Origin of the sequence: Collinsella sp. BG-O-102, from assembly GCF_023656745.1 — a bacterium.
GTDB lineage: Bacteria > Actinomycetota > Coriobacteriia > Coriobacteriales > Coriobacteriaceae > Collinsella.
This window is the reverse complement of sequence record NZ_JAMOKO010000009.1, coordinates 41,373-54,518: the sequence shown is the minus strand read 5'-3', so window position 1 is coordinate 54,518 and position 13,146 is coordinate 41,373. Positions and strand designations below refer to the sequence as shown.

The window sequence follows — 13,146 nt, the reverse complement described above, 5'->3', positions numbered from 1 at the left end:
CTAGAACGCAAACGCGGCCGCGATGTCGCAAGAAATCAGCAGGTCGGCATTTGCATCCTGATCGGTGGGAGCAAGATTGCAAATGGCCAGCGTATCGCCGGTAAAGTAACGCGTAAGGCCCGCCGCCGGATACACCACGAGCGAGGTCCCGCCCACAATGAGGGCATCGGCCGCGGCGATGGCGGCAACGGCACCGGTCAACACATGCTCGTCGAGCGGCTCTTCGTAGAGCACTACATCGGGCTTGATGCGGCCACCGCACGCGGGGCACGCAGGCACGCCCGCGGCATCCTCGTGCTCGCGCGAGCAAATCCACTCGGCGCTATAGACCGCGCCGCACGACTGGCAAATGTTGCGATGGACCGATCCGTGCAGCTCAAACACTCGCTGTGAGCCGGCCATCTGATGCAGGCCGTCGATATTTTGCGTCACCACGGCGTCGAGCTTGCCGGCGCGCTCCAGCTCGGCCAGCTTGGTGTGGCAGCGGTTGGGTTTAGCGTTGAGCGCGATCATCTTGGTGCGGTAAAAGTCGAAGAACTCCGCAGGATGCGCCTCGTAAAAGCTATGCGACAGCATGGTCTCGGGCGGATAGGCAAACTGCTGGTGATACAGGCCGTCCACGCTGCGGAAATCGGGAATGCCACTTGCCGTGGAAACACCAGCGCCGCCAAAGAAGACCACGCGCTTATGGGTGCCGAACAGCTCCGCCAGCGCGGCGGAGGCCTGCTTGGGATCCGTTATTGCCTGCGTCATATGAGTCCTCCGTCCCTGTTGGTCGGGCAGCGTTGGGCAACGTCCCAGCATGCGGCCTTTAAGTCAGCATGCGCGGGGCCCACCCCGCCCCTGTTGCGCTAATCTTAAGCCTGCCAACCCCGTCGAAAGGACACCATGCCTCAGACTTACACCTTTGCCTCGTGGAACGTTAACGGCCTGCGCGCCGTGCTCAAAAAGGACCCGAGCTTTATCCAGATCGCGCAAGAACTCGACGTCGACATCTTGGCGCTGCAGGAGACCAAGCTGCAAGGGGGCCAGGTCGATATTGACCTGCCCGGTTATTACCAAACCTGGAGCTACGCCGAGCGCAAGGGCTACTCGGGCACCGCGGTCTTTAGCCGCCAGGAGCCGCTGCGCGTGCTGCGCGCCGACGCGCTGCTGCCCTACGCCGGCGAGGGCGAGGCGGCCGTACTCGTCGCCCAAGCCGTAACCGAGGGCCGCGTCTGCGCGCTCGAGTTCGACAAGTTTTGGTTTGTCGACGTCTACACGCCCAACGCCCAAAATGAGCTCGCGCGCATCGATGTGCGCATGGCCTGGGATGATGCCTATCGCGGCTTTTTGACGGGACTCGAGCGCGAGACCGGCAAACCCGTCGTAACCTGCGGCGACTTTAACGTGGCGCATGAGGAGATCGACCTTAAGAACCCCAAGTCCAACCGCGGCAACGCAGGCTTTTCGGACGAAGAACGCGGCAAGTTTACCGAGCTGCTCAACGCCGGGTTTACCGATACCTGGCGCGCGGCAAACCCCGACGTCGAGGGCGTCTACAGCTGGTGGAGCTACCGCTTTAATGCCCGCAAGAACAACGCCGGCTGGCGCATCGATTACTTCCTGGTAAGCGACGCAATCGCCGACAACGTACGCGACACCGGCATCCGCGGCGACATCTTCGGCAGCGACCACTGCCCCGTCACCCTCACGCTAGAACTCTAGCCCCAAGTAATTCCTGGGGGGACAGAGGAAAACAGATTATGTGGCCCCTCTCCCCCTATAAGGTGCGGTGGAATAGTTCCTGTTTGGGCAGCAAATAGCCAAAAACGAGAACCATTCCACCGCAAGTTCGTGAGGGAACGCGAAATGCCTTACAGCCCGTATTTCACGACGACACGGTTAATGCGACGGCACCAAGGCTTGTACAAGGCAGCCAAGAACACGCAGGTCGCGAGGCCGTGTGTGATATCGAACGGCACTGCCGTGGCAAGACGTGCCATGGCACCCGCCCACGTGAGCGGTTGAACAAAACCGATAATGTCGTAGGCGTTGATCACAACGCCGTACAGCAAACCCGAAGCAAAGCCGTAGGTCAGCAGCGCCGGCATACGCACGGTGCCATCGGCGCGATCAAAAGCGCCGGCATGCGCCAGCGCACCGCCAACGTATCCCACGAGCCCCCAGGCATACATCTGCCATGGCGTCCACATGCCCTGTCCAAAAAAGAAATTGCTGGTCAGCGCTGCCAGCGCACCAACCATGAAGCCGTTGCGTCGACCCAACGTCGCCCCCGCGATAATGGCGATGGCACTCACCGGTTTAAAGTCGGGAATGGGCCCAAACAGGATGCGCCCCGCCGCCGCCAGCGCCGCCAGCACCAACGTGGGCATAATCTGGCGCAAACCCGGACGAGATGCCTCGTAACCCGCAAAGAACAGCGCGAGCACGAGCGCCACCACAACCAGCATGGCAAGCGCTGCCTGCTCAATGCCTGCCAGCAATGCTGCGGCCATTACCGCCGGCACCGCCAACAACAGCGGAATCTCAAGTTTTGTGAGTAGGCGCGAGGCGCGAAAATCCGCCATCCCATCACGCCCTATAGAACACGTTGTCGGCAAAGAAGTCGGCCGGGGACTCCATGCAGGCAATCTCACCGTCAAACATCATGGCGACGTCATCGGCAACCTGCTCGGCAAAATCCAGATCGTGCGTGGCCATGATGACGGTGCCGCCAGCCTTCGCATGGTCACGCAGGGCGCGGGCGATGATGCGGCGGCTGAACAGGTCTAGACCCTTGGTGGGCTCATCGAGCAATAGCAGTTCGGGGCCGATTAGCAGCAGTTTTGCCAATGCAAGCAGTTGACGCTGCCCGCCCGAAAGATCGTACGGATGGCGTCCATCCAGACCCGACAACCCCAAGCTCGCCGCACGCTCCCGCGCCAAGTTCTCGTCATATCCGCAGGTCGAGGCCCATTCCATCAGCTCGTCGCGCACCGTCTCGGCAACCAGCAGGGCCTTGGGGTTCTGCGGCAGCAGCGCAGCCGAGGCCGCCCCGCGCACCATACGACCACGCTGCAGCTTGGCAGTCTTGGCCAGCACCGAAAGCATCGTCGACTTGCCGCAGCCGTTACCGCCCACAACCGCATGCACCGCGCCAGTCGAAAACGACGCATCGAGCCCGCGCAGCACCCAGCCGGACGCTCGATCGTAGCGAAACCAGCCTTCCGACAGGGTGGTAGCCGACCCGCCGTGCATTTTTTGGAGTATTCTGCTTCCATCCGTGCGCGGGAAGGCTTCCGAGCCGTTCTCGAGCGACGTTTGCGCCACAAATTCGGACGATTTGTCCAATTCTGAACTTTTTTTCGCGCTCGATACGTCCCCGGGCGGCTCCAGAGAGCCCAAATTGTCCTCGCGCCTGCTGAATACTCCTTTATTTGCACATCGGATGGCACCCCACCCCAACATGTCATCGGAAAACAGCGATTCTCGGCGTCCCAAAGAAGCCATATCCGCCACCTCGCGCACGCGACCGTCCTCAATCCGGTACGCACACGTCGCGTATTCGAGCATTGGGCGCGGCTGATGCGTCGCCACAACAACCGTGCAGCCCAGCTCGCGATTCACACGAAACAGCGCGTGCAGGAAATTCTTCTCCGCAACCGGATCAAGCTGAGACGTGGGCTCGTCGAGCAGCAGCACGCGCGGGCGCAGCGTCAGAACGGCCGCCAACGACAGCAACTGTTTGCGACCGCCCGAAAGCGTGTCAGTATCGCGGTGAAGCCAATCTTCCAGCCCAAAGAAATAGCTGGTCTCAGCTACGCGACGGCGCATCTCATCACGCGCTAGCCCCAAGTTTTCCAGGCCAAACGCCATCTCGTGCCACACGGTTTCGCACACGATCTGGTTCTCGGGATCCTGGAACACATAGCCCACGCGCTCCGCCGATGCCCGCACATCCATGTCGGCGACGTTCTCGCCCAGCACGAGCAGTTCGCCAGTGCGCTCGCCCGCCGGAGCGATCTCGGGCTTGAGTAGCGACAGCAACGTCGACTTACCCGATCCGGTACCGCCGACAAGCAGCGCAAATGCACCTTGGGGAACAGACCAGTCGAGTCCCTCGAGCACCGCAGCATCCGCATCGGGGTAGGCAAAGCTCAGGCTCCGCACCTCAATCGCCGGCATATCCGGGCCGTATGCCGCGCCCGACACCGGTCCCCTATCCAACCGAGCCATCAGCCGAACCTCTTCTCATCGATCGCATGCAACACGCAGGGCAGCATCATCCAGGCAGCGTACACGACATAGCCCAGCCACGGCGCCGGCACCGATAGTTGCGGGTAAAACGAATACTGCGTTGTCGCGGTCCATGCCACCGCCACCGCAGCGGCACCAAACACCGCAAGCCCAACCAGCGCGGCAACATCGCCGCGACCCAGCCGATACCGCGCGTACGTCGTGCGACGTGTCGCGGCGCCCCATCCACGGGAGCGCATGGCGTCCGCGCGCTCCAGCGAATCTTCCATGCCCCAGCCCATCAACACGCTCGATGCCCGTAGGCGCGAACGCACGGGATCGGCCGGCGCGCGACCCGGCACATCAATCGCATCCTGCACCGCCAGTACCGTACGACCGCGGCGTAAAAACTGCGGGATAAGCCGCATGCACATCGAGATCATGAGCGCGAGCACCGGCGCGGCGTTGCCCAAAAGCGCAAGTACCTTGTCGTATTCGAGCATCGACGCCGCGGCCTCAAACCACAGCACGCTCGCCACGAACAGCCCGCCCATGCACAGGCCGTAAACCATGCTCTCTAGATACACCGCACGCATGCCAATACGAAACAGCTCCGTCGAGCCCGATGCACTAAACAGCGGATTGAGCACCGCAATGATCAAAATCACCGGCAGCTGCCAGCGAAGCGCGCCCAACGTGCGCGCAACACCGCGCGTCGCAAGCCCGTACGCCAACCCGCCCGCAAGCGATAGCGCAATCAGCACCGGTTGCATCGAGAACATGGTGAGCCCCAACGTCAGCACCATGTAGAGCGCCGGCACCGCCGGATGCGACATCGAAAATGCCGCGACGGGTTCGTTGCCCGATTCCTCTCGCATGGTGTCCACGGGCATCCCCATCCCCTCGCTCAAACGTCAACGCCGCAGCGCCGCCACCATACACAACCAGCGCAAACGCCGTACCGCCGGCCCAAGCCTCAGCTGCCGCGCATCAATCGTTACGCGCTCATCATATGCCTGCGGTATCATATTGCGCCGTGTATCGTTTCCAAACACACGTCTCTATAACGTAACAGGAGATCACATGGACGCAACCGCAATTATCCTCGCCGCCGGCGAGGGCACCCGCATGAAGTCGAACCACTGCAAGGTTTCGCACAAGATTCTAGGCAAGCCCATGGTTCAGTGGATCGTCGACGCCACCATCAAGGCCGGCTGCAGCCGCGTCGTGGTCGTCATCGGCAGCCACGCCGACGAGATGCGCGCCCTCATCGATGGCGCCTACGCCAACAGCGCCACCAAAGTCGAGTGCGTCGAGCAGACCGAGCGCCTGGGCACCGGCCATGCCGTCAAGGTCGCGCTCGAGGCCTGCGGCATCGCGCAAGGCCCCGTCGTCGTGCTCAACGGCGACCTGCCGCTCATCACCGCCGACACCGTCGCCAAGTTCGCGCAGACCGTCGCCACCGGCGAGCTCGCCTGCACCGTCATGACCATGACCCCGCCCGATCCTTTTGGCTACGGCCGCATCAAGCTGGGCGCCGATGGTCAGATCGAGCGCATCATCGAGCAGAAGGACTGCACGCCCGAGCAGGCCGCCACGCTGCTGGAGTGCAACGCCGGCTGCTACGCCTTCGACGGCGCGCAGCTTGCCGCCCACATTAACGAGATCGGCAACGACAACGCGCAGTCCGAGTACTACCTGCCCGACATGCTCGAAATCCTCAAGGGTCACGGCCAGGCAGTCTCCATCTTCCACTGCGACGACTACCGCGACGGCCTGGGCGTCAACAGCCGCATCCAGCTCGCGCAGCTCACCGCCATCGCGCGCGACCGCATCAACGAGCACTGGATGGCAGAAGGCGTCACGTTCATCGACCCCACGCAGGCCTGGATCGGTCCCGACGCCACCATCGGCCGCGACACCGTCGTGTGGCCGCAGACGCATCTGATCGGTCACGTCACCGTGGGCGAGGAGTGCCAGCTCGGCCCCAACAGCCGCCTCACCGACACCACCGTCGGCAGCGGCTGCATCATCGATGAGACCATCGCCATCGAGGCCGTCATCGAGAACGGCGTCGACTGCGGCCCGCGCGCCTACCTGCGCCCGGGCACCCACATGCTCGACGGCTCCAAGGCCGGTACGCACGTGGAAATCAAGAAGTCCACGATCGGCGAGGGTTCCAAGGTGCCCCACCTGTCCTACATCGGCGACACCACCATGGGCTCCGGCGTCAACGTAGGCGCGGGCTCTATCACCTGCAACTACGACGGCGTCCACAAGCACAAGACCGTCATCGGCAAGGATGCCTTCATCGGTTCTGACACCATGATGGTCGCGCCCGCCCAGATTGGCGACGGTGCGCTCGTGGCCGCCGGCTCCGTCATCACCGAGCCGGTCCCGGCCGACGCACTCGGTCTGGGCCGCGCCCGTCAGGTAAATATTGAGGGCTGGGCCGCCGATTATCGCCGTCGTCTGCACGAGGACGACGAGGCATAACGTTTCACCAAGCACAAAAGGAGCTGTTCCATGGGGACGGCTCCTTTTTCTATCGTGACCTGCGCGACCGGATGAGTGGTCGGTTCGTGTCCGTTGACGGTAAAGACGTTATCAAGACCCGATTAACCCCGCCGCACGGTTACAATGCAAAAAGGCATCTATATGGCATTCGATGTATAAAGGAGAAGGGTAATGCCGATTAATGATCCCGAGAAGTCGGAGAATATGCGCAAGTCCATCCGCGTGTATTCCGGTTCCTCCAACCGTCCCCTCGCTCAGAAGATCGCTGAGTACCTTGGGGTCGAGCTTTCGGGCCTTACGCTAAAGCAGTTCGCCAATGGTGAGATTTACGCCCGCTACGACGAGACCGTCCGCGGCGCCGACGTCTTCCTGATTCAGTCCGTGGCCGGCGGCAACGTCAACGACATGCTCATGGAGCTGCTCATCGCCACCGACGCTGCCAAGCGCGCATCCGCCCGCTCCATCACCGCCGTCATCACCCACTACGGCTATGCCCGCCAGGACCGCAAGGCCGGCCCGCGCGAGCCCATCACCGCCCGCCTCGTCGCCAACCTGCTCGAGCGCGCTGGCGTCAACCGCATCATCACCCTCGACCTGCACCAGGGCCAGATTCAGGGCTTCTTCGATATCCCGGTTAACCACCTGTCCGCGCTGCCGCTGTTTGGCCAGTACTATAACGACATGCACTTCGACACCGACAACCTGGTTGTCGTCTCCCCCGATGTGGGCCGCGCCAAGGCCGCCAAGAAGCTGTCCGACATGCTCGGCTGCGACCTGGCCATCGCCCACAAGGGCCGTCCGCGCCACAACGCCGCCGAGGTCATGGGCATCATCGGTGACATCAAGGGCAAGACCTGCATCATCAACGACGACATGATCGACACCGCTGGCACCCTGTGCGCCAACGTCAAGGAGCTCAAGGCTATGGGCGCTGGCGACATCTACGTCTGCGCCACCCACGGCATCTTCTCCGGTCCGGCCATCGAGCGTCTGAACGACGCCCCGATCGTCGAGTGCCTCGTCACCGACGCCATTCCCGTCGAGGTCGGCGGCAAAATCAAGACCATCTCGGTCGCCGAGGAGTTCGCTCAGGCCATCTCCGCCGTTTACCACGAGGAGCCCGTCTCCACGCTCGTCGGCGGCGACTTCGCGCTGTAATCCAGCGTGCATCTCATCATCTTTGGTGTTTTTAAAGGGTCGGAAGCTCGCTTCCGACCCTTTTTCTACCCCTCGACAACCTTCCCTGGACAATTAGTTCAGATACGTATTTTTTTAAAGCTCCAAAGGCCGTTCTGAGCCTTCTGAGCTCCCCGGCGAACGCCATACTGCCCAAAGCTCATCGCTTTCGAGTACGACCGCCGCATATTTACCCTCAAATCGCCCTCGAAAGCCCTTAGAAACGCCTCGAACGCCCGCCGTCTTATACGTATCTGAACTAACTGTCCAGTAGCTATCGTCAACCTTCGCGGCAGAGCTCAATTTCCTGCAATCCCCTCAACCGATTCCACCGATTTCATAACACCCAGCCGTTCATGGCGCGCAGCGCCCCGCTGAGCGAAAAGAACGGTATGGCGGTCGCATTCTGCCGCCAACTTAGTACGTTATAGCTATGACGACCGTGATTTCACATCTCTCCGCCCTCCGCGCAATTCGTCGCGCACGACGGGCGTACTCTGCCCTACCCTGGGACTCCGTTGATAGCGAACAGCAAGCACAGGCCTTGGCTGGCTGCATTCCCAACAATGACGCGATAGACTTTGGCGCACTTTCGATACTCGACGCCTGGAATGAAGATGATTCCGAACTGCTCGATCTTCTCGTTTCAAACGAAGACAACAGGCGCCCCGACAAGCGACTTCTTCAGCATATTCTCTCCACTCCTCTTCCTGAAGGTGCAATTATGCACGTCGAGGCCGACATCTACGCAACGTCTCCTGCCATGACAGCCATGCTTTGTTCCAAAAATGAATCAGTCGCCAAAACCTTGATGCTCCTTATGGAGCTGCTCGGAACCTACTCCCTTCCTCCCGGGGCAACATACCCCATTGCCTATGACGACATCTGGCCCAAGGGCGATGACTACGAAGCGATGGACGACCTCGATTGCCGGGGCGACCAGTCGGCGACCGAACAGCAGAACGAAACCCGCTACGAACAGGCACACTACAAATGCGAGCCCGCCACGACCATCGAAGATCTCGAGACTGTTGCACAGCTTGCCAAAAGCAGCTCATACACCTCGTTTCGCACGGCAGTCAAGCTCGCCCGACCCGGATCTGCATCCCCAGCCGAATCCCTAATGTTTGCCGTTCTCGGAGCGCCCATGCGCTTTGGCGGATTCGGATGTTGCAGCCTGCCCATGGGAGGCCTGCTACTCAACTATCGAATCGACTTCGACACTCTTGCGGTCAACATGTCCTCCGGCATCCCTTACGCCATCTGCGACCTATATTGCCCGGCCGCCGGAGTCGACAACGAATACAACGGAATTGGGCATGAGCTTCAAAACGCTCGCATCCACGATGGCAATCGAAATAATGGCCTCAAGGCAATGGGCATCCACGTCCTGGTTATCAATCGCGACCAAATGAAAGACCTTGTTGCACTCGAAGCCTTCGCCCAAACGATGCATCGACTCGCGGGAGTCCGATTCCGATACCGTATCAAGGGCTATCGCAAGCGTCAGGCCGCTTGGCTCAACGCCCTGCGGGCCGGAATCGGCCTTGCGCCGGTCTAAACGGCGAATCACCCGTGCACCGTCGAGCAGGGCTGGACAGTTAGTTCAAATACGTATAAATGGACACATTGAATTAGGCTGTTTTGCAGTTATCTCTATACCATTCGCCCGATTTGAAGGCAGGGTAGACTTCAAAACAGCGTCATATGGACTAACTAAAGCTCCAAAACAACGTATCGGCATTGAATTGAGCACTTCGAGTCCTCAGAACTTATACGTATCTGAACTAACTGTCCACCTCGATTTCGACGGCCGTCCAAACGCCCTCAAATAACCTCAATTGCCCTCCATTTGACAGCGGCAACAGGGTCGCTCACCATAGCAGGCGACAAATCAACGAAAGGATGAACATGGCAGCTGCACAGCCGCTTAAGATTCGCATGGTTGCCGGACTTGGCAACCCTGGCGATGAGTATGCCGAGACCCGCCACAACGCTGGCTTCAAAGCGATCGACGAGTTGGCCCGTCAGGCCGGCGTCACGTACTGGAAAAACCAGGCCGGCGCCGAGGTCGCGCTCATCAACATCAACGATCCCGAGGAAGAGGGCGGTAAGCGCCAGATTGTACTGGTCAAGCCGCAGTCGTATATGAATACCTCGGGTGGCCCCATCTCCAAGCTCTGCCGCGAGTACAAGATCAAGGCCGAGGAGCTGCTCGTAATCCACGACGAGCTCGACATTCCCGCCGGCGACGTACGTGTTAAGGTGGGCGGTGGCCACGCCGGTCACAACGGCCTGCGCTCCATCATCGACAAGATGGGCAGCCGCGACTTCAGCCGCATCCGCACCGGCATCGGCAACCCTCCCGGCAAGATGGCCGTCGCCGACTACGTGCTTAAGCAGCTGCGCGCCCGCGAGGCCGAGGATTTCCAGGACACCTGCGCCCGCGCCGCAGATGCCGCCGGTCTGGCAATCGTGCACGGCGTGATCTATGCCCGCGACCACGTCAACGGCGCCGCCTCCGCCAACGGCAAGCACTAAAACCTATCATTTAGGGATAGGTTTATTTTGGCAGGTTTTAACTGCGGAAACGCCGCAGCGGCCGCATCGCAATAAACCGCGCACCGCCATACACACATAGCACCCCAAAGGGGGCCGACCTCATTGCAACCCGAGGCTGGCCCCTTTGCCGTTTTACCCGATAAAACCTGCCAAAATAAACCTCTCCCCCTTTGGTAGGCCAAAGTGGATAAACCCTGCTCCCAACCGCCGAAGACACACGTAAGTGACATGTCCATGAGGGTATAATTTGCACCGTATGTCTGCACAACGCCTGTGCACGTACGGTTTTATTCGGGCTACCGTCCATTTCCGTGGAGGCACGGTTCGGCGGCCCTAACAAGAGAGGGGTTCTATGTATAAGATCCTGGAGAAGACGCAGTTCTCGGAGAAGGTGTTCAAGTTCCGCATCGAGGCGCCCGCAATCGCCAAGCATGCGCACGCTGGACAGTTCCTCATGGTCCGCGCCAACGAGACGGGCGAACGCGTCCCGTTTACCCTGGCCGGCTGGAACGGTGACGAGGGCTGGGTCGAGTTCATCTTCATGGTGATCGGCAAGACCACCGAGATGCTTTCCACCTACGAGGCCGGCGAGTCGCTGCGCGACGTCGTGGGCCCGCTGGGCGTTCCCACCGAGATGGCCGAGGGCCCCTGCGCCGTCATTGGCGGCGGCGTCGGCCTGGCAATTGCCTTCCCGGTCGCCAAGCACCTGGTCGAGACCGGTCACGAAGTTCACGCCATCATGGGCGCCCGCACCAAGGACCTCCTGCTCATGGAGGACCAGTTCCGCGAGCTCCTCGACGAGGACCACATCCACATCACCACTGACGACGGCTCCTACGGCGAGCAGGGCGTTGTCACCGCTCCGTTGGAGCGCCTGCTGCAGGACAAGGCCGTGAGCCAGGTCTTCTGCGTCGGCCCCGTTCCGATGATGAAGTTCTCGACCCTCACCGCCCAGAAATACGACACCCCCATCACCGCGTCCCTCAACCCCATCATGGTTGACGGCACCGGTATGTGCGGCTGCTGCCGCGTCGAGGTGGGCGGCGTGACCAAGTTCGCTTGCGTCGACGGCCCCGACTTCGATGCCACCCTGGTCGACTGGGATGACCTTCGTGCCCGCCAGGCCGCTTACCGTTCCGAAGAGGGCGAGTCCCTCAAGGCCTATGAGGAAAAGAGCTGCGCATGCCACTAGTTAACGGTCGTTTCGTTGCCGATATGAAGTCGCCCCGCACCCCCGATAACGAGGAGCCGGCTGCCGAGCGCGCCTGCGACTTCCGCCCCGTCGACAAGGGCTTCACCGAGGAGATGGCGCTGGCCGAGGCCGAGCGCTGCCTCAACTGCAAGAAGCCGTTCTGTGTTGAGGGCTGCCCCGTCAACATCAACATCCCCCGCTTTATCGAGCAAATCCGCGCGAAGGACTTCGGCGGCGCTCTCGATACCATCCGCGAGGACTCCATGCTTCCCGCCATCTGCGGCCGTGTCTGCCCGCAGGAGAACCAGTGCGAGGGCAAGTGCATCCGTGGTAAAAAGTCCGAGCCCGTGGCCATCGGCCAGCTCGAGCGCTTCCTGGGTGATCGCCCCGAGCTCGCCTCCACGCCCAAGATGGCCCCCAAGAACGGCAAGAAGGTCGCCGTCGTCGGCTCCGGCCCGTCCGGCATCACCTGCGCCGGCGAGCTCGCCCGTAACGGCTTTGACGTTACCGTCTTCGAGGCCTTCTTCACCGGCGGCGGCGTGCTGGTCTACGGCATCCCCGAGTTCCGTCTGCCCAAGGCGGTCGTCAAGCGCGAGATTGACGGCCTGGAGGACATGGGCGTCAAGTTTGAGTACAACTCCGTCGTGGGCAACATGGCCACGGCCGAGGAGCTGTTCGAGCAGGGCTTCGACGCCATCTACGTGGCGACCGGCGCTGGCCTGCCCAAGTTCCTCAACGTCCCCGGCGAGAACCTGCCCAACGTCTTCTTCGCAAACGAGTACCTCACCCGCGTGAACCTGATGAAGGCCAACAAGTTCCCCGAGTACGACACCCCCACCAAGCACGGCAAGAACGTCGTCGTCTTTGGTGGCGGCAACGTGGCTATGGACGCCGTCCGTACCGCCAAGCGCCTGGGCGCCGAGCACGCCATCATCGCCTATCGTCGTACCGAGGACGAGATGCCCTGCCGTCGCGCCGAGCTGCACCATGCCAAGGCCGAGGGCATCGAGGTTCTGCCGCTCGTTTCCCCGCTCGAGTTTGTCGCTGGCGAGGACGGCTCCGTGTGCGCCGTCAAGGTCCAGAAGATGGAGCTCGGCGAGCCCGACGAGTCCGGCCGTCGTCGCCCGGTGCCCATCGAGGGCGCCATCGAGGAGATTCCCTGCGACGTCGCAATCTCGGCTATCGGTACCAACGCCAACCCCTTCGCAAAGAAGATCGGCGGCAAGATGGAGCTCAACAAGTGGGGCTACATCATCGCCGACGAGGAGACCGGCCAGACCACCGATCCCCGCATCTGGGCCGGCGGCGACATCGTCACCGGTGCCGCTACGGTCATTCTGGCGATGGGCGCCGGCAAGAAGGCCGCCGCTTCCATCACCAAGAGCCTGCTGGGCGAGTAATCACCCTCAACGCTAGCCATCAAACGGCAAAGTTCCCGTCGAGCACACGCCCGGCGGGGACTTTTTCTATGCCGATCGCCC

Annotated in this window: 11 protein-coding genes; 7 read left to right on the top strand and 4 right to left on the bottom strand. The window is 61.5% G+C overall.

Translation table 11 applies throughout. The annotated features are described in order from the left end of the window. Positions 1-753 carry an NAD-dependent protein deacylase gene (locus NBH09_RS06010; protein ID WP_217749897.1) on the bottom strand — a complete coding sequence of 251 codons (753 nt, stop codon included), beginning with the start codon at positions 751-753 and terminating at the stop codon, positions 1-3. Positions 754-888: 135 nt separating this feature from the next. Here NBH09_RS06010 and NBH09_RS06005 point away from each other — a divergent pair, with 135 nt between their 5' ends. Further along, positions 889-1,707, top strand: coding sequence for an exodeoxyribonuclease III (locus NBH09_RS06005; protein ID WP_250787343.1), 819 nt, complete (start codon positions 889-891; stop codon positions 1,705-1,707). Positions 1,708-1,856: 149 nt separating this feature from the next. Here the strand turns inward: NBH09_RS06005 and NBH09_RS06000 are convergent, their stop codons facing one another. Genes NBH09_RS06000 through NBH09_RS05990 form a run of 3 tightly spaced genes read right to left on the bottom strand, consistent with a single transcriptional unit; the run spans position 1,857 to position 5,096 of the window. Next, entirely contained in the window at positions 1,857-2,570 is a 714-nt protein-coding gene (locus tag NBH09_RS06000) for a DUF6580 family putative transport protein (protein WP_250787342.1), read from the bottom strand. A gap of 4 nt (positions 2,571-2,574) precedes the next feature. Then, complete coding sequence (locus NBH09_RS05995) at positions 2,575-4,218, bottom strand: ABC transporter ATP-binding protein (RefSeq protein WP_250787341.1); 1,644 nt, start codon at positions 4,216-4,218, stop codon at positions 2,575-2,577. Then, positions 4,218-5,096, bottom strand: a complete 879-nt coding sequence (locus NBH09_RS05990; RefSeq protein WP_161144996.1) for an energy-coupling factor transporter transmembrane component T — start codon at positions 5,094-5,096, stop codon at positions 4,218-4,220. The genes NBH09_RS05995 and NBH09_RS05990 overlap by 1 nt, the downstream gene beginning before the upstream one ends. Before the next feature lie 205 nt (positions 5,097-5,301). On the opposite strand from NBH09_RS05990, the gene glmU reads away from it, so the two are divergent. From glmU to gltA, 6 genes are all read left to right on the top strand, one after another. After that, a complete protein-coding gene (glmU, locus tag NBH09_RS05985; RefSeq protein ID WP_196031373.1) occupies positions 5,302-6,714 on the top strand; it encodes a bifunctional UDP-N-acetylglucosamine diphosphorylase/glucosamine-1-phosphate N-acetyltransferase GlmU in 1,413 nt (470 codons plus the stop codon). Positions 6,715-6,906: 192 nt separating this feature from the next. Continuing rightward, positions 6,907-7,893: a ribose-phosphate diphosphokinase gene (locus NBH09_RS05980; protein ID WP_022094252.1), complete on the top strand. Its 987-nt coding sequence runs from the start codon at positions 6,907-6,909 to the stop codon at positions 7,891-7,893. A gap of 451 nt (positions 7,894-8,344) precedes the next feature. Further along, complete coding sequence (locus tag NBH09_RS05975) at positions 8,345-9,472, top strand: putative endonuclease domain-containing protein (RefSeq protein ID WP_250787340.1); 1,128 nt, start codon at positions 8,345-8,347, stop codon at positions 9,470-9,472. A gap of 350 nt (positions 9,473-9,822) precedes the next feature. Further along, positions 9,823-10,452, top strand: a complete 630-nt coding sequence (pth, locus tag NBH09_RS05970) for an aminoacyl-tRNA hydrolase (protein WP_171025267.1) — start codon at positions 9,823-9,825, stop codon at positions 10,450-10,452. Between the two features lie 373 nt (positions 10,453-10,825). Then, entirely contained in the window at positions 10,826-11,665 is an 840-nt protein-coding gene (locus NBH09_RS05965; protein WP_006235793.1) for a sulfide/dihydroorotate dehydrogenase-like FAD/NAD-binding protein, read from the top strand. Next, on the top strand, positions 11,656-13,065 hold the full coding sequence (gltA, locus tag NBH09_RS05960) for an NADPH-dependent glutamate synthase (protein WP_250787339.1): 1,410 nt from the start codon (positions 11,656-11,658) through the stop codon (positions 13,063-13,065). The genes NBH09_RS05965 and gltA overlap by 10 nt, the downstream gene beginning before the upstream one ends. Positions 13,066-13,146: the final 81 nt, after the last annotated feature.